The 20,902-nt window shown below is 64.3% G+C and carries 23 protein-coding genes, 1 tRNA gene and 1 pseudogene; 14 read left to right on the top strand and 11 right to left on the bottom strand.

Translation table 11 applies throughout. The features are described 5' to 3' along the window. The 5 genes from MAXJ12_RS07175 to MAXJ12_RS07155 form a co-directional block, all read left to right on the top strand. Nucleotides 1–699, top strand: a 699-nt coding sequence (locus MAXJ12_RS07175; RefSeq protein ID WP_040585253.1) for a ComF family protein, incomplete at its 5' end; no start/stop codon positions are given. Between the two features lie 23 nt (nt 700–722). Beyond that, nucleotides 723–992, top strand: coding sequence for a glutaredoxin 3 (gene grxC / locus MAXJ12_RS07170; protein ID WP_008835137.1), 270 nt, complete (start codon nt 723–725; stop codon nt 990–992). Nucleotides 993–1,003: 11 nt separating this feature from the next. Beyond that, nucleotides 1,004–1,864, top strand: coding sequence for a carbon-nitrogen hydrolase family protein (locus MAXJ12_RS07165; RefSeq protein ID WP_008835136.1), 861 nt, complete (start codon nt 1,004–1,006; stop codon nt 1,862–1,864). Then, complete coding sequence (locus MAXJ12_RS07160) at nt 1,861–2,286, top strand: DUF1178 family protein (RefSeq protein ID WP_008835135.1); 426 nt, start codon at nt 1,861–1,863, stop codon at nt 2,284–2,286. Before MAXJ12_RS07165 ends, MAXJ12_RS07160 begins: the two co-directional genes overlap by 4 nt. 22 nt (nt 2,287–2,308) lie before the next feature. Continuing rightward, entirely contained in the window at nt 2,309–2,980 is a 672-nt protein-coding gene (locus MAXJ12_RS07155; RefSeq protein ID WP_008835134.1) for a hypothetical protein, read from the top strand. A gap of 35 nt (nt 2,981–3,015) precedes the next feature. On the opposite strand, the gene MAXJ12_RS07150 is transcribed toward MAXJ12_RS07155, so the two are convergent. After that, nucleotides 3,016–3,504 carry a MarR family winged helix-turn-helix transcriptional regulator gene (locus tag MAXJ12_RS07150; protein ID WP_008835133.1) on the bottom strand — a complete coding sequence of 163 codons (489 nt, stop codon included), beginning with the start codon at nt 3,502–3,504 and terminating at the stop codon, nt 3,016–3,018. Between the two features lie 158 nt (nt 3,505–3,662). On the opposite strand from MAXJ12_RS07150, the gene MAXJ12_RS07145 reads away from it, so the two are divergent. Beyond that, nucleotides 3,663–4,547, top strand: coding sequence for a DMT family transporter (locus tag MAXJ12_RS07145; RefSeq protein ID WP_008835132.1), 885 nt, complete (start codon nt 3,663–3,665; stop codon nt 4,545–4,547). A gap of 21 nt (nt 4,548–4,568) precedes the next feature. On the opposite strand, the gene ubiG is transcribed toward MAXJ12_RS07145, so the two are convergent. The 6 genes from ubiG to MAXJ12_RS07115 form a co-directional block, all read right to left on the bottom strand. Next, nucleotides 4,569–5,321 (bottom strand): bifunctional 2-polyprenyl-6-hydroxyphenol methylase/3-demethylubiquinol 3-O-methyltransferase UbiG, encoded by a 753-nt coding sequence (ubiG, locus tag MAXJ12_RS07140; protein WP_008835131.1) that lies wholly within the window; start codon nt 5,319–5,321, stop codon nt 4,569–4,571. A 164-nt stretch (nt 5,322–5,485) separates the two neighbouring features. Further along, nucleotides 5,486–6,784, bottom strand: a complete 1,299-nt coding sequence (locus tag MAXJ12_RS07135) for an adenylate/guanylate cyclase domain-containing protein (RefSeq protein WP_008835130.1) — start codon at nt 6,782–6,784, stop codon at nt 5,486–5,488. Nucleotides 6,785–6,898: 114 nt separating this feature from the next. After that, entirely contained in the window at nt 6,899–7,156 is a 258-nt protein-coding gene (locus MAXJ12_RS07130; RefSeq protein ID WP_040585249.1) for a type II toxin-antitoxin system Phd/YefM family antitoxin, read from the bottom strand. 62 nt (nt 7,157–7,218) lie between these two features. After that, nucleotides 7,219–7,641, bottom strand: coding sequence for a type II toxin-antitoxin system HicB family antitoxin (locus MAXJ12_RS07125; RefSeq protein WP_008835128.1), 423 nt, complete (start codon nt 7,639–7,641; stop codon nt 7,219–7,221). Continuing rightward, nucleotides 7,641–7,829, bottom strand: a complete 189-nt coding sequence (locus MAXJ12_RS07120; RefSeq protein WP_008835127.1) for a type II toxin-antitoxin system HicA family toxin — start codon at nt 7,827–7,829, stop codon at nt 7,641–7,643. The genes MAXJ12_RS07125 and MAXJ12_RS07120 overlap by 1 nt, the downstream gene beginning before the upstream one ends. A 77-nt stretch (nt 7,830–7,906) precedes the next feature. Further along, nucleotides 7,907–8,134, bottom strand: a complete 228-nt coding sequence (locus tag MAXJ12_RS07115) for a hypothetical protein (protein WP_008835126.1) — start codon at nt 8,132–8,134, stop codon at nt 7,907–7,909. A 156-nt stretch (nt 8,135–8,290) separates the two neighbouring features. On the opposite strand from MAXJ12_RS07115, the pseudogene MAXJ12_RS07110 reads away from it, so the two are divergent. The 4 genes and pseudogenes from MAXJ12_RS07110 to MAXJ12_RS07095 all read left to right on the top strand — a co-directional run bounded on the left by MAXJ12_RS07110 (nt 8,291) and on the right by MAXJ12_RS07095 (nt 12,663). Beyond that, nucleotides 8,291–9,680, top strand: a pseudogene (locus tag MAXJ12_RS07110) (lipopolysaccharide biosynthesis protein). Continuing rightward, on the top strand, nt 9,680–10,963 hold the full coding sequence (locus MAXJ12_RS07105; protein ID WP_008835124.1) for a GNAT family N-acetyltransferase: 1,284 nt from the start codon (nt 9,680–9,682) through the stop codon (nt 10,961–10,963). The pseudogene MAXJ12_RS07110 and the gene MAXJ12_RS07105 overlap by 1 nt, the downstream one beginning before the upstream one ends. A 194-nt stretch (nt 10,964–11,157) precedes the next feature. Then, nucleotides 11,158–12,216, top strand: coding sequence for an alpha/beta fold hydrolase (locus MAXJ12_RS07100; protein WP_008835123.1), 1,059 nt, complete (start codon nt 11,158–11,160; stop codon nt 12,214–12,216). A 153-nt stretch (nt 12,217–12,369) separates the two neighbouring features. Next, nucleotides 12,370–12,663 carry a hypothetical protein gene (locus tag MAXJ12_RS07095; RefSeq protein ID WP_008835122.1) on the top strand — a complete coding sequence of 98 codons (294 nt, stop codon included), beginning with the start codon at nt 12,370–12,372 and terminating at the stop codon, nt 12,661–12,663. Nucleotides 12,664–12,727: 64 nt separating this feature from the next. On the opposite strand, the gene MAXJ12_RS07090 is transcribed toward MAXJ12_RS07095, so the two are convergent. Further along, the gene (locus MAXJ12_RS07090) at nt 12,728–14,362 is read right to left on the bottom strand and encodes an AMP-binding protein (RefSeq protein ID WP_008835121.1); all 1,635 of its coding nucleotides are present in this window, start codon (nt 14,360–14,362) and stop codon (nt 12,728–12,730) included. Between the two features lie 155 nt (nt 14,363–14,517). On the opposite strand from MAXJ12_RS07090, the gene MAXJ12_RS37540 reads away from it, so the two are divergent. Continuing rightward, entirely contained in the window at nt 14,518–14,694 is a 177-nt protein-coding gene (locus tag MAXJ12_RS37540; protein ID WP_008835120.1) for a hypothetical protein, read from the top strand. Between the two features lie 69 nt (nt 14,695–14,763). Here MAXJ12_RS37540 and MAXJ12_RS38695 read toward each other — a convergent pair whose 3' ends face one another. Then, nucleotides 14,764–15,030, bottom strand: a complete 267-nt coding sequence (locus tag MAXJ12_RS38695) for a hypothetical protein (protein WP_008835119.1) — start codon at nt 15,028–15,030, stop codon at nt 14,764–14,766. A 289-nt stretch (nt 15,031–15,319) separates the two neighbouring features. Between MAXJ12_RS38695 and MAXJ12_RS34295 the strand changes: the two genes are divergently transcribed. Next, nucleotides 15,320–18,382 carry a calcium-binding protein gene (locus MAXJ12_RS34295; RefSeq protein ID WP_008835118.1) on the top strand — a complete coding sequence of 1,021 codons (3,063 nt, stop codon included), beginning with the start codon at nt 15,320–15,322 and terminating at the stop codon, nt 18,380–18,382. Nucleotides 18,383–18,637: 255 nt separating this feature from the next. Here MAXJ12_RS34295 and MAXJ12_RS07080 read toward each other — a convergent pair. After that, a tRNA-Leu gene (locus MAXJ12_RS07080) sits at nt 18,638–18,722 on the bottom strand. A gap of 179 nt (nt 18,723–18,901) precedes the next feature. On the opposite strand from MAXJ12_RS07080, the gene MAXJ12_RS07075 reads away from it, so the two are divergent. Together MAXJ12_RS07075 and MAXJ12_RS07070 are read left to right on the top strand one after the other, a co-directional pair. Next, nucleotides 18,902–19,489, top strand: a complete 588-nt coding sequence (locus tag MAXJ12_RS07075) for a YqaA family protein (RefSeq protein WP_008835117.1) — start codon at nt 18,902–18,904, stop codon at nt 19,487–19,489. A 20-nt stretch (nt 19,490–19,509) separates the two neighbouring features. After that, complete coding sequence (locus tag MAXJ12_RS07070; protein WP_008835116.1) at nt 19,510–20,025, top strand: disulfide bond formation protein B; 516 nt, start codon at nt 19,510–19,512, stop codon at nt 20,023–20,025. A gap of 6 nt (nt 20,026–20,031) precedes the next feature. Here the strand turns inward: MAXJ12_RS07070 and MAXJ12_RS07065 are convergent. Beyond that, nucleotides 20,032–20,902, bottom strand: an 871-nt coding sequence (locus MAXJ12_RS07065) for a DUF6537 domain-containing protein (RefSeq protein ID WP_008835115.1), incomplete at its 5' end; no start/stop codon positions are given.

Below are 20,902 nucleotides of genomic sequence, written 5' to 3'. Positions count from 1 at the left end.
GCCTCCCGCCGCCACGTCTCGCAGCCGGGCGCACTCTGCGCCGCCTGCTGGCCTGGTCTCAAATTCCTGGAAAGACCGTGGTGCGCGGTGATGGGAACGCCGTTCTCGCAGGATATGGGCGAAGGCTTCCTGTCGGCGGAAGCGATCGCCAATCCGCCGCCATTCGAGCGGGCGCGGTCGGCGGTCGCCTATTCCGGCGTGGCGCGGCGAATGGTGCAGGGCCTGAAATACCATGACAGGACCGATCTCGCGCCATGGATGGCGCGCTGGATGCTGAGGGCAGGCGCCGAACTGCTGGCGGATGCCGATGTCGTCGTACCGGTGCCGCTGCACTGGCGGCGCTTTCTGGAACGACGCTTCAACCAGTCGGCCGAGCTCGCCCGCACGGTCGCGGCGATGTCCGGCCTGCCCTTCGCGCCGGATGCGGTCAGGCGCGTCAAGCGCACGCGCCAGCAGGTCGGGCTGCCGCTCAGGGAGCGCGAGGATAATGTGCGCGCGGCCTTCGGCGTGCCGCCCGAGGCTGACATCGAGGTGCGCGGCCGGCGCGTGCTGGTGGTCGACGACGTCTACACCACCGGCGCCACCGTCTCCGCCGTCGCCCGTGCGCTGAAGAAAAGCGGTGCGAAGACGGTCGACGTGCTGACCTTCGCGCGGGTTCTGCCGGGGGACTTTCAGCCCGGCGAAGCGCAGACTATATAGATTTGAGGCAAACAGGACCGATCATGGTTGATGTGACGATCTATACGCGCATGATGTGCGGCTACTGCACGGCGGCCAAGCGGCTGCTCGACAGGAAGGGCGTGACCTACACCGAGCACGACGCCTCGTTTTCGCCGGACCTGCGCCGCGAGATGATCCAGCGCGCCAATGGCGGCTCGACCTTCCCGCAAATTTTTATCGGCGACGTCCATGTCGGCGGTTGCGACGATCTGCACGCATTGGACGCACAAGGGCGGCTCGACGGGCTGCTCGCCACCGGCGCTTTGAAGTAGGAACCCCGATCATGAGCATGTTCAAGGCCGCAGCGATCCAGATGCGCTCCGGCATCGACCCGCAGCGCAACGCCGCCGACCTGGAAAAACTGGTGCGCGACGCCGCCTCTCAAGGCGCGACCTATATTCAGACGCCCGAAATGACCGGCGCCATCGTGCGCGACCGGGAGGCGCGCAATTCGCTGTTCACGACCGAGGATCGCGACCCGATCGTCGCCGCGTCGGCCCGGCTCGCCGCCGAACTCGGCATCTTCCTGCATATCGGCTCGACGGCGATCCTGCGCGCCGACGGCAAGCTCGCCAACCGGGCGCTGCTGTTTTCGCCGGACGGGAAGATCGTCACGACCTACGACAAGATCCACATGTTCGACGTCGATCTCGACAATGGCGAGAGCTGGCGCGAATCCGCCGCCTACGAGCCGGGGCGCGAGGCCATGATCGCCGACCTGCCCTTCGCGAAGCTCGGCTTCGCCATCTGCTACGATCTGCGCTTTCCGCAACTGTTCCGCGCCGAGGCGCTGGCAGGCGCCGACGTGCTGACCGTTCCGGCCGCCTTCACCCGGCAGACCGGGCAGGCGCACTGGCACGTTCTGCTACGCGCCCGCGCCATCGAGAACGGCGCCTTCGTCGTCGCCGCCGCGCAGGGCGGATTGCATGAGGATGGCCGCGAAACCTACGGCCACTCGCTGATCGCCGATCCGTGGGGCCGCGTGCTGGCCGAGGCCGCGCATGACGAACCCGCCGTCATCGTCGCCGAGATCGACACCAGCCTGTCAGCCGCCGCCCGCAAGAAGATACCCAATTTGAAGAACGCGCGCGAATTCGACATTGCCCAGCGCCCCGAAGCAGCGCTCAGGGGAGCAGCGTCGTGATACGGTTTTCGCTCGAATGCGAGCACGAGCACGGCTTCGAGGCCTGGTTCCGCAACAATGACGATTTCGAGACGCAGAAGAAACGCGGCTTTGTCGAATGCCCTGCCTGCGGCTCGCACAAGGTCGAAAAGGCGCTGATGGCGCCCGCCGTCTCCACCGGCCGCAAGCAGGAAAAGATCGCGCTCGCCATGGGCGAGGCGCAGAAGCAGGCGATGGCGCAATTGAAGGCGCTGTCGGAAAAGATGCGCGAAAGCGCCGATTATGTCGGCGACAAGTTCGCCGAGGAAGCGCGGAAAATCCATTTCGGCGAGGCCGACCCGCGCGGCATCTATGGCGAAGCCACCACCGAGGAGGCGCGCGGCCTGATCGAGGACGGCGTCGAATTCATGCCGATCCCGGTGTTTCCCGAGGACCGGAACTGAGGACCAGGCGTCCGCCCCAGCCATGGCCACAAACGGAGTGCCAGAACTGAGCAATCGTGATCGCGTCAGCATCTCTGCCCGCATGTTCGAGTGGGGACTGCAGAACGTGTTCACGAGCCGCGAGGTTGATGGTCTGCAACTCTTCGCAATAGAGGATGCTATGTTGGACAGGGTCGAGGCGGCGCTCTCCCTTATCCGGGAGTTTGATCCCCTTCGCTATCGGCGGATTCTCAAAGACCTGGATCGGATCTTAGTGACCTTGCTTCCGGGGTCGATCGGTCAGTTTTCAACGACAAACTGGACCTGCACGATCGACAAGCGTTTTGTCTTGCGTGAGAGCACCACACCAGAACTGATTGCGTCGGTGATCGTCCACGAAGCAACGCATGCACGTCTGAATCGGCGGAGTATAGGCTATCCAGAATCCTTACGCGAGCGCATCGAGGACCTCTGCTTTTATCAAGAGTGGCTTTTGGGTAATAAACTGCCAAACGGTGATGAGGTTCGAACGCAAGCCGAGAGGTACTTGAACGAGCCGCCGCCTGATTTCAGCGACTCCGCCATGAACGCGCGGAGAGATCAAGGGGCCAAACAGGCTTTGCGAACCATTGGTTTGTCCGAAAAATGGGCTCGCCGTCTGATCATCCTGATAAAGTGGCTGGCGTGGATGAGGCGCCGCTTCCGGCCCGCGTAACGCAAAAATGAAGGTGCTGTCGGAAAAATGCGAGACTAGCCGCCTACGCTCCTGATCAACTTTTCCAGCAGTTCCGCCAACCGATCCTGCTCCGCTCGCGTCAATCCCGCCAGCACCTGGTGCTCGTTTTCGACATGTGCGGTGACTGCTTCGTCGATCAGCGCGCGGCCTTTCTCCGTCAGTTGCACGATCACGCCGCGCCGGTCTTCGGGGTGCGGACCGCGTGCAATCAGCCCGGCTTTCTCCAGCCGGTCGAGCCGGTTGGTCATGGCGCCCGACGTCACCATGGTCGCCTCATAGAGCGCCGTCGGCGTCAGCGCGTAAGGCGGTCCGGAGCGGCGGAGCGTCGCCAGCACATCGAATTCGCCCGCCTGTAGGCCGAACCGGGCGAACAGGGGATTGAGCCGGTCGCGAGAGATCAGGGAGGCTGCCTCCCTCAATCCCCCCAGCACCGACATCGGGCGGACGTCGAGGTCCGGACGTTCCTTTTGCCATTGTTCGACAGCCCTTGCGGCTCTGTCCATTGTCTCACCGTAAAGTATCTTGACATAAAGAATCTTTGTACTATGTTACCTCGAACCCGGGCGGCGGCCAAGCCCCGGTCTTATTGACCTTCGGCGGCATGCAATTTGACGGCGCTGGCCTATGGCGGCCGCGCCAACTCTCATGGTTGGAAGTTTTTATGAAATACCTGTGGAACTCCGCCTTCTGCCTCCTCCTCGTCACCGGCGGCCTGCTCGGCCTGTCGCTGCCCTTCGGCAAGATCGCCACCGAGGGTGGCGCCTCCGGCATGCTGTGGGCCTTCGTCATCTCCCTGGGCGCGGGTGGCGTGCTTCTGGCCATGCTCCTCGCAAGAGGAAAACGCATCGTGCTCGACGCCCACAAGCTGCGCTATTTCGCGATCACGGCAGCGGTCTCCTACGCCATCCCCAATATCCTGATGTTCTCGGCCATTCCGCATCTCGGCGCCGGCTACACCGGCATCATGTTCACGCTGTCGCCGGTGATCACGCTGGTCCTGTCGATCCTGCTCGGCGTCCGCCGCCCCAATTTGCTCGGCGTCGCCGGCATCGCCGTCGGTTTCGTCGGCGCGGTCATGGTGGCAACGACACGCGGCGAGGCGGGCGCGCCGGCGGACCTGTTCTGGGTGGCGGTGGGCCTCCTGATCCCCTTCCTTCTCGCCGCCGGCAACATCTACCGCACCTTTGATTGGCCACGCGACGCCGGGCCCATCGAGCTCGCCGTCGGCAGCCATCTAGCGGCGGCCGCGATGCTGTTCGTCGGGCTGCTTTCGATCGAGGGAGCAGGCTCGTTCGCCGTGTTGTCCGGCATGCCTGTCGTGGTGCTCGCGCAGATGGCCGCGGCCGCGGCGATGTTCGCCTTCTTCTTCAGGCTTCAGGCAGTCGGCGGCCCGGTCTATCTCAGCCAGATAGGCTATGTCGCCGCCGCCATCGGGCTCGTCGCCGGCGTGCTGTTCCTCGGCGAGCGCTACCAGCTCCTGACCTGGCTCGGCGCGGCGATCATCACCGTCGGCGTCGTCATGACGACGAAGGCGCAGAAGCGCTAGCGTCGCCTTCGACCGCTGACCTCACGACGGGCGGCGCTTCTCCGCCAGCACCATGTAATTCACGTCCATGTCGCGCGAACGCTGCCAGCGGTCGGCAAGCAGGTTGTAGATGACGCCGGTGCGGTCCGTTATGGTCATGCCGGCGTTGGAAAGCGCCCGTTCCAGTTCTTCAGGCCGTACCAGTCTGCCGTATTGGTGGGTGCCGCGCGGCAGCCAGCGCAGCAGGTATTCCGCCCCGACGATCGCCAGGCCGAGCGCCTTTAGCGTACGGTTGATCGTGGCGACGAACATGATGCCGTCCGGCTTCACCGTGTCTGCGCATTTGCCGATGAACAGGTCGATGTCGGCGACGTGCTCGACCACTTCCATGTTGAGGATCACATCGAACTTCTCGCCCGCATCGGCAAGCGCTTCGGCCGTGGTGGCGCGATAATCGACGACGACGCCGGCTTCCGCCGCATGCAGCCGCGCAACCTCGACATTGGTCTCGGACGCGTCGGCGCCGACCACTTCCGCCCCAAGCCTCGCCATCGGCTCGCACAAAAGGCCGCCGCCGCAGCCGATGTCGAGGATGCGCAGGCCCTCGAACGGCCGCGCGGCATGCGGATCGCGCCCGAACCGGGCGGCGATCTGGTCGCGGATATAGGCGAGCCTGACCGGGTTGAACTTGTGCAGGGGCCTGAACTTGCCGTTCGGGTTCCACCATTCGGCGGCCAGCGCGGAGAAGCGTTCCACTTCTCCGGCATCGATCGTGGATCGTGTCGGTTCGGGCATGGCGTGGTCTCCTTCGAGCGCAACCAAGTCGGGTCCCATGGCGGTCTTGTCAAGGCGGCAATCGCAGCGGGCGACCGCTGCCGGTTTCCTGAAGTCGAACCGAAGCCGATATTGCGCGGCTCGCGCTTGACTGCCCGCCTGCATTTTTTCGTGGAAAAACCGTGTCAGGCCGCTGCCGGATTGGAAGCACTATCAAAGGCCTCGGCCCGGCCGGTCAGGAAATGGAGCTTCATCCTGCCCTTCCCCTTGATCAGGACCATGCCGCGCTCCTCGAAGCTGTAGCCCTCGCCGATCGCCTGCCTCGCTTCATGCGAAACCTGGATCCGGCCCGCCTGCCCGTACTGCTCCATGCGGGCGGCGGTGTTCACCGTATCGCCCCAGACATCGTAGAAAAGCTTGCGCGAGCCGATCACGCCGGCCACCGCCGGGCCGCTGTGGATGCCGATGCGAACGGCGATCTCCTCGCCGAGTTCCCGCGACAAAGCCGCCGTCACCTCCAGCATGTCGAGCGCTATCCCGGCGACAGCGCGGGCATGGCCCTCCTGCTTTTCCGGCAGGCCGCCGGCGACCATGTAGGCGTCGCCGATCGTCTTGATCTTCTCGAGCCCATGCTCCGCGGCAAGCCTGTCGAATTCGGAGAATATCCGGTTGAGGAACGACACCAGCCGGTCGGCCGGAAGCCGGGCAGCGCGCGGCGTGAAGCCGACAATGTCGGCGAACAGGATCGTGACGGCGGGCAGGTCGTCGGCGATGATCTCGTCCGGCCGCTGCTTGAGCCGCACGGCAATCGAGGCCGGCATCAGATTGAGCAGCAGCCGCTCGGAACGCTCATGCTCCGCCTCCAGCGCGTCCTCGGAAGCTTCCGCGCGCCGGAATGTGTAGAAGGCGGCGATGAAATTGATGATCGCCGACATCGAGACCGACAGGATGAAGGTGAAGGTCGCCACGCTCTCCGGCATTGGCATGATCGTCGACTGGCGGGGAAAGGCGAGCTCGATCGCCGCGAACACCACGAGATAGACGGAAAAATACATCGAGGCGAGCCCGAGCCGGCCCGATCCCAGTATCATGATCAGTATGCCCGGCCCGGCCAGCAGGAAATATTGCAGGCCGGCATCGGCCCCGGCGATCAGCGCATAGGCCGAAAGCCCGACCGCCGCCGTCGCCCACAGGTAGGTGCCGGCGGCAAGCGTGCCGAAGCGATGCAGCAGCGGCGTCGCCAGCCACACCAGCGAGAAGGCAAGCAGCGCCGCGACGAACGGGAGATAGCGGACCGGGCCGAGGAGCAGGAATATCACCGCGAAGCCGGTGTTGGAGAACACCGTCGCCAGGCTGACGAAGTTGAGCAATGCGGCGGCGCGCTCCTCGCGCCTGTGGGGATCGCCCACGCCGTAATTCAGATAGCGCCCGAACGGCTTCAAAGCCGGCTGCGCAAAGTGCTCTATGGCCGCCACGAATGTCATGGTCAGGCACCCCCGATCCCAGACCGTGGCTTAACCGAAGTTTCGCGCCCGCGCTAGGCGGGTGCGTGGGTGGAGCCGGCACGAACGCAGCTTTGCAGCCGAACACCTATGCGGTCACTCGGGCAGCCCGTCGTCATCATAGAGAAAATCCTGGCTCCGGGCGGCGTCAGGCCCGGCGGTCGCCTTTGCCGCCCCCGAAGCACGAACGGCGTCGATCAATGCCCGCCGAGCTTTATGGCTTGGTGCTACTTTGACCGGCACCAGTCTGACGGCAGCCTGCCCATGACGGGTGAGCACGACCTCATCTCCGGCTTCGGCGCGCCGAACGAGTTCGGTCAGTTGTCTCTTGGCTTCGGTAACCGAGATTTGCATGGTATGGTCCATGTCAAGAAATGCCATCATGGCGGCGGCGAGCGCTGGTCCTCGTGCCGGCCTCACGCAGCCTGGTGGACCTCAATCTCAACCGCACGGCCCAGAGCCGAAAAAGCCGCCTCGATCTGTTCAAGCCTCGACCGATGATCGAGCCTGAAAAGCCGGTCGACGGATTCCCGGTTCCAGCCAAGCCGGCGTGACAACTCGGCCCGGGTAATGCCCGATGACCGAAGCGCCCAGTAAAGATTGAGCTTGAGCGCGGTCAGCAGCGGCAGCGCAATGATTTCGCCATCTGCCGAATCCGGAGCCGGAATGTCCTCGCCATCATCGATCATGCTGGCGAGCACGGTTTCGATGGCATCCACGGCATGTGCTCGGGCTTCTTCCTTCGTCTCGCCGAACGTCGCCACCATGGGAAGTTGCGGGCACGCAACAAGGAACGTGTCATTGTCGTCCGGGATGAGTTCAATTCGGTAACCAAGCATCACTTCAATCCCAATTGCTTCTTGATCGCGTTGACCAGCCCGGTGCCGAGTTCCTTGCCGCCGCCATGCATCGGCAGCTCCGACTTCCGGTCCCCGCGCCGAACGATCAGGTGGCCCGAGCCAGCCTTCTTTGTCTCAAAGGTGCAGCCTTGAGTGGCGAGCCACTTTTTCAACTCCTTGGCGTTCATAAATATACTGTGTTCCACACAAATGTTGAAGTCAACAGAAGTGTGGAATACCCTCGCAGAGCGGTTCGCAATCCCTCTCACCCCTCCCTCTCCGCCAGTTCCACAAGGTTCCGCAGCGCCTCGACGCCAAGCCGGTTCATGTGCTTGCGGCCGAGCGCGATGTCGATGCGCATGGCGAGTTCCTGCGGGTCGGCGCCGCGCAATTCCGACAGGGTCTCCACGCCGATCTTCTCGAGATAGGAAATCATCCGTGGGCCGATCGAATGGGCCTTCAGCATCTTTTCGCGTTCGGTCTTGCCGATCATCCCGGTATCGCCTTTGCGGAGCCGCCGCGGCCTCGCCGAACCGTTTCTTAACGTGTGTTGTCTAGACCGGGAAAGGTGCGGCGTGGTGCGAAAAGCATACTTTCGCGCCAGGTCATGCGCCGGCATCGGGTCTGGCGGAAATCGGAGAGTTCTCGCGTGCGCTTTTCCGCGGCAACGACGGCAGAGCGGCTTTTGCCCGAGCGCCTCGCCTTGCGCGCCCGGCCGCTGCTCGGCCAGATCGATGCGGCCCTGTTCACCGCCGACGAGCGCGGCGAGGCGGGCCGCACGTCGCTCATCGCCTTTTCCATCCGCATCGTCAGCGCTGCCATCGCCTTCGTCAGCCAGGTTCTGCTGGCGCGCTGGATGGGCAGCTTCGAATACGGCATCTTCGTCCTCGTCTGGACGACGATGGTGATCGCCGGCAACATTTCCTGCTTCGGTTTCCACACCTCCATCATCCGTTTCATTCCCGAATACCGCGAGCGCGGCATGACCGCCGAACTGCGCGGCGTGCTCGTGGCGAGCCGGCTGTTCGTGCTGGTCGCTTCGACGGCAATGGCGTTCCTCGGCGGCTTGAGCGTCTGGTATTTTTCCGGCGCGATCGAGAGCTACTATTTCGTGCCCTTCATCCTCGGGCTGATCTGCCTGCCGATGATCGCGCTGTCGGATGTGGTTCAGGGCATTTCGCGGGCGCATTCCTGGGCGGTGTCGGCGCTGTCACCGACCTATCTGATCCGTCCTGTGCTGATCCTCGCCTTCATGGCGGGGGCGCGCCCCGCGGGGGTAGGGGCCTGCTGCCGGTACCCCCCCCACCCCCCCCACAATCACCAAACGGGTCAGCTTCACCGCGCGCGCCGACCGGCGCCTGCCGCAGGGCCCGCGAAACATCCGTTTCCGCCTGTGGTTCGCCATCTCGCTGCCGATCTTTCTGGTCGAGAGCTTTTTCTTCCTGCTGACGAATGCCGACGTGCTGATGGTCGGCTTCTACATGCAGCCCGACGACGTCGCTGTCTATTTCGCCACGGTCAAGACGCTGGCGCTGGTCCATTTCGTTTATTTCGCCGTCAAGGCCGGCGTCGCCCAGCGTTATGCGGCGATCGCCCATAGCGAGCCGGACAAGCTCGCAGGCTTCGCCCGCGAGACGGCGGCGTGGACCTTCTGGCCGTCGCTCGTCATGGCGCTGGTGGTGCTGGCGCTCGGCAAGCCGATGCTGATGCTGTTCGGGCCGGGCTTCGATGCCGGCTATCCCCTGCTGTTCCTGCTGGTCGCAGGCGTCGTTGCGCGCGCCGCCGTCGGTCCCTGCGAAAGCCTGCTCACCATGAGCGGCAACCAGAACATCTGCGCGCTGGTCTATGCGATGACGCTTGCCTTCAACATCGGTCTCAGCGTGCTGTTGATCCCGCAATTCGGCCTGTGGGGCGCGGCGATCGCCACCGCACTCGCCATGATGTTCGAAGCAGGCGCACTTGCATTCACCGTCTGGCGCAAGCTCGGAATCGTCATGGCGATCTTCGCGCCGGCTAGACCCGCGCCGGAGGCACGCTGATGGCCGCCATTCCGCTGCTTGAGGAAATGAGCGCCGGCCCGGCCGGCACGATGATTTCCGGCCTCGCCGGCTTTGACGGCGCCGCCGTCGAGCCGGGACAGATCGAACTGCTCGAAAGCCATCGTCCGCCGCGCAGGCTGGCAATCTACCCGGCGTCCGCCGGCTTCGACCTCGTCGAGGAACTCGACTATCTCTGCTCGCGCACCATCGAGCCGAACGTGTTCTTCAATCCGCGCTTCCTCGCCCCGGCCATGCCCCGCCTGGAGGACCGCGAGGTGCGGCTCGCCGTCATCCGCGACGGCGACGACTACAAGAACCGGCTCCGGCTGCTGGTGCCGTTCTCGGTGGAGCGCCCGGCCACGCCGCTCGGCGTCTCGATCATGCGCACCTGGGCAAGCCCGTTCGGACCGCTGGGAACGCCGCTGGTCGACCGCGACGACCCTGAAGGCGTGATCGAGGATTTCTTTTCCATGCTGTCGCGCCCTCATCTGAAACTGCCAAAAGTGTTGGTGCTGCCGGACATGCGGCTCGACGGCGCGGTAACCGCAATGCTTAAATCCGTCGCCGAGACGCGCGGCCTGCCGCTGGTGACCACGGCCGAGGCCGAGCGGCCCTTCCTCGAAAGCGCGCTGGACGGCAACGCCTATCTGAAAGCCTCGCTGCGCTCGCACCACGACCGCGAATTCCGCCGGCTGAAGCGCCGGCTGGCAGACCTTGGCGCGCTCGAACACATCGTGGCGCGCGGCCCCGAAGAAATCCGCCATGCCATCGAAGCCTTCCTGACGCTGGAGGCGGCCGGCTGGAAGGGCCGCAAGCGCACCGCCATGGCGACCGACCGCTACCGCGCCGCCTTCGCCCGCGAGGCGGTGCATCGCCTTGCCGAGCAGGATATGTGCCGGGTGCATTCGCTGACGCTGAACGGCGAGGTCGTCGCCTGCCTGATCGTCTTCGTCGAGGCGGGCGTCGCCTACACCTGGAAGACCGCCTATGACGAGGCCTATGCCGCCTTCTCGCCGGGCACGCTGCTGATGATCGAGGTGACGAAGCAGCATCTCGACGACCCCAACATCATGACGACCGATTCCTGCGCCGTGCCCGACCACCCGGTGATGAGCCGGCTGTGGTCGGAGCGCAAGGCGATGGGAACCATCGTCATCGGCATGACGCCGGGCGCCGACCGCGCGACCCGCCAGGCGGCCTCGCAACTGCACCTCTATCGCGAAACCCGCAACATCGCCCGCCTGCTGCGCAACCGGGTGCGGGGATTGCTGAAGAGGCGGTAAGGCCCGCAACAGGCCCCATGTGCGCATAGCCAGATTCATCAGCAAAGAGCTGGGATAGGCGCCGATGGCGCCCGATATTTGCAGTCGGGCACAGGGGCAGACGCCGCCGACTGATTCGGCTGTCGGCAGATGTCTTGTCACAAGCGCACACGAGAGTAGAGTCTCGCTGAATTCCGATCTTCCGGGGGAGGATCATGGCAAGGCAGCAGGTCCGGTTTTGCAGGAGCTTCGACGGCGCGAAGATCGCCTATGCGATTTCCGGAAGCGGCCCGCCCGTCGTGATGATGCCGAGTTGGCTGACGCATCTGGAATATCAATGGCGCAGCGTCGCCTGGCAACCTTGGCTCGAGGCGCTTTCCTCGCGCTATACTTTGATCAGATACGACCCGCGTGGGTGTGGGCTTTCGGACAGAAATGTCGATGACCTCTCCTTCGACTCCTGGGTTCAGGATTTCGGCGCGCTCGTGGACGCGCTTCGGCTGGACCGCTTCTCGCTCATCGGCATCTGCCAAGGCGGTGCAGTCGCGGTTGCCTATGCGGGACGGGAGGGCGACCGCATCAGCAATCTCGTCCTCTATGGTACATATGCGCGCGGGAGGAACCGGCGCACCACCATTCCGCTCGAGCCGGAAAAGGCGAAGGTCATGCTGGAGATGCTGAGGCTCGGCTGGGGGCAGGAAGACCACGCCTTCATGCGCTCCTTCGCAACCCAGTTCCAGCCCGAAGGGTCCATCGAACACCTACGCTCATGGTGTGACCTGCAGAACGCCGCCACTTCCGCCGACAACGCCGTGGAACTGACGCGTGTCATGTTCGATGTCGACGTCCAGGAAGAGGCGGCGCGCATCACCTGCCCTACATTGGTGGCCCATCCCGACCGTGATGCCGTCGCCCCGTTCGAAGAAGGCCGGCTTCTCGCGCAGATCATTCCCAACGCCCGGTTCCTGCCACTTAACAGCCCGAACCATTTCATGCTTCCCAATGAGTCTGCCTGGGCTGCTTTCCTCCAGGAGCTATACGCTTTCCTGCCCCAACCTGCGGCTGAGGCTGGTCCCGTCGCGGGCCTTACCACTCGTGAGAAAGAAGTGCTTCACCTGCTTGCGCGCGGTCTCGACAACCATCAGATCGGCGCGCAGCTCAACATCAGCGAAAAGACAGTGCGCAACCACGTCTCCGGCATATTCGCCAAACTCAGCGTCGATAGCAGGGCTCGGGCTGTCGTGGCGGCGAGGGACGCCGGCTACGGCAGTTGAGATCCTTCAGCGCAGGCGGGACACTGGTCCCGGTTCAAGCGGATTCCATGATGTCGAACAGCACCACTCGGGACACGCGTCTCATGTACCCATCCTCAGCCACTGCTAGGCTTCCCCGATTGCAACCGCCAAGTGCGGTCGGAGAAGTCCCCGATGACGCGAGCCACTCACCTCATAGATCTGGCAGCCTGTATTCCTCTGTTCGCGCTGCTTTCGACGACGGCGGTTCATTCCCAATCATCCGAACCTCATCTTCAACTTCCGGTCGACGTGCTAAAGAACGTCTACCTCGCCTGCGAACGCGAAGCCGCAAAGGGTGATCTAGATACCAGTGAAATCATGCAATGCTCGGTTCTTTACGAGGAGTTGAAGCGGCGCGCCTTTGACGGCAACTTCAAGCTATTGAATGCCTGGGCAGATACTCAGATTGCGGCAGAAGGATATTGAGGTCGCCGCACCTGGGCTGATGTGTCTCCGCTCGATGAGCTATGACATCGTCGGGAGATCGCCGTTACACCCCCGCCTCCGCCCGCGCCCGATCGCGGAAAATGCGGCGGATGACCTTGCCGGTCGTGGTCAGCGGCATTTCGTCGATGAACTCGACCTCGCGCGGATATTCATGCGCCGATAACCGCTCGCGCACCCACAGCTTGATCTCCTCGGCCAGCGCTTCGCTGGCGGCGGTCCCGTCCTTCAGCACGACATAGGCCTTGACGATCTCGGTGCGCATCGCGTCCGGCTTGCCGACCGCGGCAGCGAGCGCGATGGCCGGGTGGCCGGTGAGGCAGTCCTCGATCTCGCCGGGACCGATGCGGAAGCCCGCCGAGGTGATGACGTCGTCGTCACGGCCGAAGAAATGCACGTAGCCGTCCTCGTCCTCGATGCCCTGGTCGCCGGTTGTCAGCCAGTCGCCGATGAATTTCTTCGCGGTCGCCTGCTCGTCCTGCCAGTAGCCGAGGAACATCACCGGATCGGGCCGCAGGATTGCGATCTGCCCCGCCTCGCCAGCTTTCATGCGCTGTCCGTCCTCGCCGATCACCGCCACCGTATGGCCCGGCACCGCCTTGCCGATCGCGCCGGCGCGGCTGACGCCGATCGCAGCGCAGGAAGACAGCACCAGGTTGCATTCGGTCTGGCCGTAGAATTCGTTGATGGTGATGCCGAATTCCGCGCGCGCCCACTCAAAGGTCTCGCGGCCGAGCGACTCGCCCCCGGAACCCACCGTGCGCAGGTCGAGCCGAAAGCGCCGGCCGATATCGGGCACGGTCCTCAGCATCCGCAGCGCCGTCGGCGGGATGAAGGCGTTCCTGACCCGCATCTTCTCGGCAAGTCCGAGCGCTGCCTCCGGATCGAACTTCTCGAACCGCCCGGCAACCACCGGCACGCCAAAATAGAGGCCGGGCAGGAGCACGTTTAGCAGGCCGCCCGCCCATGCCCAGTCGGCCGGCGTCCACAGGAGATCGCCCGGCTGCGGCAGGAATTCATGGTGCGTCTGGACGCCGGGCAGATGCCCGAGCAGCACCCTATGGCCGTGCAGCGCGCCCTTGGGCGGCCCGGTCGTGCCGGAGGTGAAGATCATCATCGCGGGGTCGTCCGGACCCGTGTCCTCGGCGGAAAAATGCGGCGAATGGTCGGCGACCAGCCGGTGGAAATCGATCGCCTCGCCATCCGCCCCGTCGATCGACACGATCAGTTCGAGCCCGGGAGGGCGGTCGGCGATCCTGCGGATCTTCGCAAGGCCCGCGGCACTGGTCACGACGGACTTGGCGCCCGCAGCCTGCAGCCGATATTCGAGCGCCTCCATACCGAACAGCAGCGCCAGCGGCACGGCGATGGCGCCGAGTTTGTAGATCGCGATATGGGCGATGGCCGTCTCGAAGGACTGCGGCAAAAGCAGCGCCACCCGGTCACCGCGCCGGACGCCTAATTCCCTAAGCCCGTTGGCGAGCGCGTTGGACCGCGCTGCAAGCTCGCCGAAGCTCAGGCGCTGCGCTTCGCCCTCGGCCCGGTAGTCGAGCAGCGCCGTGCGGCCCGGATCGCTTGCCGCCCAGCGATCCGAGACCGCTGTGCCGATGTTGAAACGCTCGGGGATATTCCAGCGAAAGTCGCGGATGAGGCTGGCATAGCTGTCGCGCCGTTCGAGCATGAGCGATGGTTATCCCGCCGGAGCGCCCTTTGACAACTGCCACATGGCCAAACCTGCCTGCTGGCGCATCCCTCCGCCAACTGTGCGCCATTGTCCTATGGAACCATCGGTCCGGCTTGGCGTATGCTTTCGACGGAGGGACTTGAGGAGGGAAGATGGATCTCGACTTTGCCAGGTTCGCTCTCGGCATGGCGGTCGGCATCACGGTCGGCGCATTGCTTGGATATGTGGGCGGCGACTGGATATTCGACGACGGCTCGGTCGGGCTGGGCTTCGGCGTCGTCATCGGCGCCGGCGTCGGCGCGCTCATCGGCGTCATCGCCAGTTCGTAGCCTCGCCGCCATGCCGGATCGGCGAAAAGCCGGTCCGGCTGACCTGCATGTCCAGTGCCGCGCTGCGACTCAATGAGCGCTGAGCATCTCGACCGCCTGATCAAAGCGGCCGTCCCGTTCCGCCCAGCGCAGGAAGCCCACCCGTTCCACCAGGATCTCCCTTGCTTCGCGGAGCGGGCCGATGCGGAGGCGTTCATGGCTAAATTCGGCGGCGTCCCCCTTCGACCCAAAGAAGGATCGTGGTAAGGGCAAGCTACGCAATGCTTGGATCAGGACCGAAGAATGGCGTCGGGTACTGGAGAGCGGCCCCTGAAAGTCGGAGCTGCCGCTGATCAACAGCAGGTTGCAAGAGATGTTCCAAATAATCGTTTATTCGAACAGCAGCGTCTTCGCTTTCATCTGACCGCAAAAGCCATGGTTCTTGTGGCAGTCAAATTATCCAAGACTTTGGGATGGTCTTCGGTCATGAGATGACTTAGCGTCATCGTCTCACGTTCTGTGCCGACACCTTGACTCTTCCGTTGTTCTCCCCGTGGCGCGGTATCGCGCATGAGCGTGGCAGGGGGCGAAAGCAACATTCGCCCGGTCTCTCGGGCTCTGAATCGCGCGGTATTAGGGGAGTACTATGGCCGTCACCACCGCTTTCAACAGCAATACTGTCGTCAGCCAATTCGACGTCAACACCTACGCGCCCGGTGATCAGACCCTTCCCGACGTGCTGGCGCTGGACAATGGCGGATTCATCTCCGCCTACAACACCGTGCCCGGCAATTTCATACTGCTGAACTTCTACGACGCCGACGCCAATCCGGTCGGCAACAGCTACCGTCTTCCGTACGATGACACCAATACCGAGCCTCCCGGCAAGCCGTTGCTGACCAAGCTCGCCAACGGCAATGTCCAGATGGTCTGGGACGACAACAACCCGGCCGAAAGCGAACTTGTCGGCCGCATCTTCGACCAGAGCGGCAATACTGCCGGCGGCGAACTGACGCTGAGCGGTTCATCGATCAGTTTCGAGGACCCGATCGTCAGCGCGTTTTCGGGCGGCGGTTTCGTGATCAGCTTCACCTTCGGCGGCGACGTTTACCTCGGCCGCTACAGCGATGCCGGAGGCCAACTCGCCGGCTTCACCCAGGTCAACACCGCCGCTACCGACACGATCGATGGCGGCAACGGCAGCGACCGGATCCTGGCCAGTTCCAATATCAGTATTGTCACGGCGACCCTCACCTCGATGGAGGGAGCAATGTCGTTGCCAGTGATTGGCCAGGAGATCGAGGTCAGCCTGCCTAATCCCGGGGTGCTGCTGTTCCCCACAGTGACCGGGATGGCCGATGGCCGCTTCGTCATCGGTTGGCAGAACGCCTCTGACGACCCCAAGATGCGGGGCTTCGACGCGACGGGCGCCACGACCATGACCGTCGAACGGAACGTCTCCGCCACGGCGATCATCCCTTCGATCGGCAACGTGATCGAAAACCGGATCGAACTCGCCGGCTTGCCCGACAACACGCTGGGCGTGGTCTTCACCGACAGCGGGGGTGCGGGCGATGTTATTTATCAGCGCTACCAGTTCTTCGGCGGCGCTATCGGAGGCACCATCGGGCCAAGGGTGGATCTCGGCGCGTTCCGCGGTAGCGATGGTCTCGAGGACAGCCCATGGACATCGGTCGATTCCTTCGGCCGGCTGATCATCGGCTATGGCGACAGTGGCATGAGCGGCGATCGCGATTTCGATTGGCAGTTCTATAGCGGCAGCGACCGCGTCGGGGTTTCGTCGCCTACGGGCGGGCCCGGCGACCAGATACAGGTGGAGGGGACCGCCGGGACCCACGGAGGACTCCACACCGTGTTTCACGATGCCGGGACGGGCAATGTCTGCATCGACAACACCAGCAATGTTGTCGGCGCGGGATCGCATCCGCACATCGCGCTGCTGGCGAACGGCGGCTTCGCGGTAGCGTGGCAAGGGATCGCAGGCGACATTCTGCTTCGTATCTACAACGAACCTGAAACCGGATCTGTGACGCCGCTCAGCGCAGCGATTCATGTTGATCCCGGCGCGACTGGCCTGTCGGAGTCGCATGTCTGCGCCCTGCAGGACGGGCGCTTCCTCGTGGTGTGGAACGATGCGGACCCAGCGCCCGTCGGTTTCGCCAGCGCCAATTTCGTCAATGGCCGCATCTTCAACGCTGATGGCAGCCCGAGCAGCGACGCTTTCGTCATCGACAGCGCCTTCGACGAGCAGCCCATCGCTACGGGCCAGCCGCGCGCCGCCCTGCTCGCCGACGGCCGAGTGGTGGTCACCTATCGTGATGGCCTCGCCTCCAGCCCCGACATCAAGGCCACGATCCTGGATCCGCGGGTCGAAGGCGTCGAAATCGCGGGCACAAGCTTTGCCGACGACCATGTCGGCACCGCGTTTGAAGACGTCTTCATCGAGGGCGCCGGCAACGACCGGGTCATGGCCGGCGGCGGCAACGACCAGGTCTTTGGCGGCCGCGGCAACGACACCCTCGATGGCGGGGCCGGCGCGGACGCCATGTTCGGTGGCGCAGGTGACGACATATTCGTGGTGGATTCGGCCGGCGACAGCACGATCGAGGATGCCGGCCAAGGCACCGACACCGTGCGCTCCCATATCAACTGGACGCTCGGCGCGAATATAGAGCGGCTGGAACTGCTGGGGTCTGCCACCAACGGCACCGGCAACGCACTCAACAACACGCTGGTCGGCAACAGCCTGAACAATGTGCTCAACGGCGGGGCCGGCGCGGACGCCATGTTCGGCGGGACAGGCGACGACATCTATATCGTGGCCGCCGCAGGCGACGTCACCACCGAGAATTCCGGCGAAGGCGCCGACACGGTGCGCTCCTATATCAACTGGACGCTGGCCGACAATGTCGAGCGGCTGGAACTGCAGGGCTCCGGCAATCTCAACGGCACAGGCAATACGCTCGCCAACACGCTGGTCGGCAATGCCGGCGACAATTTGCTCAACGGCGGCGCCGGCAATGACTACATGGTCGGTGGTGCCGGGAATGACACTTTCATCGTCGCCGCAGCCGGAGACAGCACCATCGAGGCGGCAGCCGGCGGCACCGACACGGTTCGCTCCTACGTCAACTGGACGCTCGGGGCGAATGTCGAGCGACTGGAGCTGCAGGGCTCGGCCAATCTGAACGGGACCGGCAATACGCTCGCCAACACGTTGGTCGGCAACGCCGGCAACAATGTACTCAATGGCGGTGACGGCAATGACTATATCGTCGGCGGAGCCGGCAGCGATACGCTCAGCGGCGGTGCGGGCAACGACACGCTGATCGGCGGCGCCGGCAGCGATAGTCTCAACGGCGGCGCGGGAAATGATCGGTTCGATTTCGACCTCGTCTCCGACAGCCCGGCCGGACCGGCGCTCCGCGACTCGATCGTCGGCGGCTTCAGCCACGGCTCCGATCTGATCGATCTTGCGACCATCGACGCCAACACGCTGGTCAGCGGCAACCAGGCCTTCTCCTTCATCGGCAGCGCGGCATTTTCGGGCGTGGCCGGCCAGCTTCGCTACACGAACTACAGCGGCACCGTGATCATCGACGCCGACGTGAACGGCGACTCGACCGCCGACATGCAGATCCTGGTCGCCGGCACCAACGTCATGACCGGCACCGATTTCATTCTTTGAGGCCAATCTAACCTCGGCGCGAGGTTGGCAAGCTGGTCTCGCGCCGAGTGACCGTCGCTCCCGCGGAACAGTTTCAAAATTGCCCAAAAATGTGAATGGTCGAACTCGACAGTTGATGCTCGTGCGTCACCCCCCGGTGGAGCGCGTACGTCCCAGGCGCGGCCCGCGTGCGCTCGTGCCAATACCCTCCTGTGTACCTCGGGGAACGTTGACACCCTTGGGCTCCTTGATTTCCTAGGCTTCTTTGGTGGGAAATGGTGCCCCCTGCCGGGATCGAACCAGCACTCCTTTCGGAACCTGATTTTGAGTCAGGCGCGTCTACCAATTCCGCCAAGGGGGCGCACGCCAAAGGCGGCGTGAACGGCTGCGGACTATACGGAGAGCGCCTGCCCCGTCAACTGCCGCGCGCCGATTTCATGGCCGCCGCTCATTGTGCGCTGCGGCAATTCTGTCCGAAAAGCCGTTTCCACTTTTCGGGGCCATGCGCTAGACAGGCTCGGCAATCAACGGGGGCGCCGCATGCTTCGCACACTGTATGACTGGACCTTGTCGCTTGCGGCGCGCAAATCCGCCGAATGGTGGCTGGCCTTCATCGCCTTCGTCGAAAGCTCGGTGTTCCTCGTGCCGGCCGACGTGCTCTATCTGCCGATGGCGTTGTCCCGGCCAGACCGCGCCTATCGCTACGCGCTCGTCGCCACCGCCGCCTCGGTGCTGGGCGGCATTGCCGGCTGGTTCATCGGCTTCTACGCCTTTGAGACGATCGCCCGGCCCGTACTGGAATTCTACGGCAAGCTCGATGCCTTCGATGCGCTCAAGCTGTCTTCGGGCACCGGTTTCATCCTCCTGATGCTGGTCACGTCCGGCCTTTCGCATCTGCCGCCGATCAAGGTGGTGACGATCCTGGCGGGCGTGATCGGCTTTCCGCTCGGCTGGTTCATCCTCTCGGCCATCGTCGCGCGCGGCGCGCGTTTCCTGTTCCTGGCCTGGCTGCTGCGCAGCTATGGCGAGCCGATCCGCCATTTCATCGAAAAACGCCTCGGCCTGATCGCCGGCGCCGGCGCCGCCGCCGTTATTTTGCTCTACATCCTCGTCAGATACGTGTTCTGACCATCAACTCGGATGATGCCATGTCGTCGCTGACAAAGCCCACCAGCAGCGTTCAAACGGTGACCGCACTCATCCTGCTCGTCGCCATGGCGGCCACGGTGGGCATCGCGCTCGGCTTCCAGCACATTGGCGGCTACATACCCTGCAAGCTCTGCCTGGAGCAGCGCTGGCCCTATTATATAGGTGTGCCGCTGATGGGAGTGGCTGCGATCTCGTCGCACTTCCACTGGCCGGCCTGGATGACGCGCGGCCTCTTGCTCCTCGGCGCGCTGATAATGCTCTACAGCCTTTATCTCGGCGTCTTCCATTCCGGCGTCGAATGGGGCTGGTGGGCCGGTCCGACCGATTGCGGCGCGGTCGCCACCCAGGCCGACACGGGCGGCGCCGGCGTGCTGGACGCCATCAACACGGTCATCCCGCCCGCCTGCGACAAGGCGGCGCTGAGGATTCTCGGCCTGTCCTTCGCCGGCTGGAACGCCATCGCCAGCCTCGTGCTTGCGATCATCGCGCTGCGCGGCGCGCTCGGCAAGGCCTGACAGCAATCAATGCAGCGTCGGCACGCCCGCATCCAGCGAAGCGACGGTTTTCAGCGCGCCGTCGAGCATGTCGCCCTTCTCATCCTTCAGCGCCGCTTCCCTGAGGCGGCGCAGCCAGTCCGCCGCGTCCGGCCGCCCGGCAAGCAATGGCAGGCCCGACAGCACGCGGTCGAATTTCGACTGCGCGCGCACATGGGTATCGCTGTAGCCCTTGATCAGCCGCCGGCACTTCAGGATCTCCACCGCCAGCGCGTAGTCGCTCGCTGCATGGTCGAGCGCGAGCCGATACCAGCGCTCCAGATGCGCGCGCTCGACTTGATGGCGCAGCAGTTTCCGGCGCCAGCGGCGCAGCCCGCCGATCAGCCACAGCGCGGAGAAACCGGCCATGCCGTCGGTGCGTATGCGCCGGCCGCGATTGATGCGCCGGTCGATGAACGCCGCGAGTTTCGGACGGCTTTCGATGTAGCGTCCCAGCCCGGCCGGCAGCGCGCCGCAGAACTCCTCGACGCGCGGATGGAAATATTCGGTGACCTGCAGCACCGAGCCTTCCGCCACCCCGACCTCGCGGCGCACGCGCCGGTCGCGCGTCGAGCGCGTCTTCAGGTCGGCGACGCGGATCATGTCGTCGTAGCACATGGCGTTGGCCAGGTGCTTGGCCGCGGCGATCGACAGCGCATGGCCCCGCCCGGCGCGTTCGAGGCCCACCGCCCGATCCAGCCTGTTCAGATATTCCGCGCCATAGGCGAGGTCCTGGTAATCGACCACCTTTTGCAGGCCCCGCCCCGCCATGTCGCGAACGGGTTCCGGATAAGAGTTGACGCGCGCCTGCAGCTTCTGCCAACCCTCGATCAGCGATCGTGGACCGGCCGGGAGGGCC

Source organism: Mesorhizobium alhagi CCNWXJ12-2 (genome assembly GCF_000236565.1).
GTDB classification, from domain to species: domain Bacteria; phylum Pseudomonadota; class Alphaproteobacteria; order Rhizobiales; family Rhizobiaceae; genus Allomesorhizobium; species Allomesorhizobium alhagi.
Note: the sequence above shows the minus strand (reverse complement) of the source record. Positions and strands in the feature narration are given on the sequence as shown.

What these genes read in the sequence shown, in the direction of transcription:
- MAXJ12_RS07090 (WP_008835121.1), bottom strand. Translation starts at nt 14,362, where the DNA reads ATGCTCGAACGGCGCGACAGCTATGCCAGCCTCATCCGCGACTTTCGC.
- MAXJ12_RS07095 (WP_008835122.1), top strand. Translation starts at nt 12,370, where the DNA reads ATGACGCGAGCCACTCACCTCATAGATCTGGCAGCCTGTATTCCTCTG.
- grxC (WP_008835137.1), top strand. Translation starts at nt 723, where the DNA reads ATGGTTGATGTGACGATCTATACGCGCATGATGTGCGGCTACTGCACG.
- MAXJ12_RS37540 (WP_008835120.1), top strand. Translation starts at nt 14,518, where the DNA reads ATGGATCTCGACTTTGCCAGGTTCGCTCTCGGCATGGCGGTCGGCATC.
- MAXJ12_RS07105 (WP_008835124.1), top strand. Translation starts at nt 9,680, where the DNA reads ATGGCCGCCATTCCGCTGCTTGAGGAAATGAGCGCCGGCCCGGCCGGC.
- MAXJ12_RS07125 (WP_008835128.1), bottom strand. Translation starts at nt 7,641, where the DNA reads ATGCTTGGTTACCGAATTGAACTCATCCCGGACGACAATGACACGTTC.
- MAXJ12_RS07070 (WP_008835116.1), top strand. Translation starts at nt 19,510, where the DNA reads ATGTCGTCGCTGACAAAGCCCACCAGCAGCGTTCAAACGGTGACCGCA.
- MAXJ12_RS07130 (WP_040585249.1), bottom strand. Translation starts at nt 7,156, where the DNA reads ATGCAAATCTCGGTTACCGAAGCCAAGAGACAACTGACCGAACTCGTT.
- MAXJ12_RS07155 (WP_008835134.1), top strand. Translation starts at nt 2,309, where the DNA reads ATGGCCACAAACGGAGTGCCAGAACTGAGCAATCGTGATCGCGTCAGC.
- MAXJ12_RS07075 (WP_008835117.1), top strand. Translation starts at nt 18,902, where the DNA reads ATGCTTCGCACACTGTATGACTGGACCTTGTCGCTTGCGGCGCGCAAA.
- MAXJ12_RS07120 (WP_008835127.1), bottom strand. Translation starts at nt 7,829, where the DNA reads ATGAACGCCAAGGAGTTGAAAAAGTGGCTCGCCACTCAAGGCTGCACC.
- MAXJ12_RS07115 (WP_008835126.1), bottom strand. Translation starts at nt 8,134, where the DNA reads ATGATCGGCAAGACCGAACGCGAAAAGATGCTGAAGGCCCATTCGATC.
- ubiG (WP_008835131.1), bottom strand. Translation starts at nt 5,321, where the DNA reads ATGCCCGAACCGACACGATCCACGATCGATGCCGGAGAAGTGGAACGC.
- MAXJ12_RS07135 (WP_008835130.1), bottom strand. Translation starts at nt 6,784, where the DNA reads ATGACATTCGTGGCGGCCATAGAGCACTTTGCGCAGCCGGCTTTGAAG.
- MAXJ12_RS07150 (WP_008835133.1), bottom strand. Translation starts at nt 3,504, where the DNA reads ATGGACAGAGCCGCAAGGGCTGTCGAACAATGGCAAAAGGAACGTCCG.
- MAXJ12_RS07165 (WP_008835136.1), top strand. Translation starts at nt 1,004, where the DNA reads ATGAGCATGTTCAAGGCCGCAGCGATCCAGATGCGCTCCGGCATCGAC.
- MAXJ12_RS07145 (WP_008835132.1), top strand. Translation starts at nt 3,663, where the DNA reads ATGAAATACCTGTGGAACTCCGCCTTCTGCCTCCTCCTCGTCACCGGC.
- MAXJ12_RS34295 (WP_008835118.1), top strand. Translation starts at nt 15,320, where the DNA reads ATGGCCGTCACCACCGCTTTCAACAGCAATACTGTCGTCAGCCAATTC.
- MAXJ12_RS07100 (WP_008835123.1), top strand. Translation starts at nt 11,158, where the DNA reads ATGGCAAGGCAGCAGGTCCGGTTTTGCAGGAGCTTCGACGGCGCGAAG.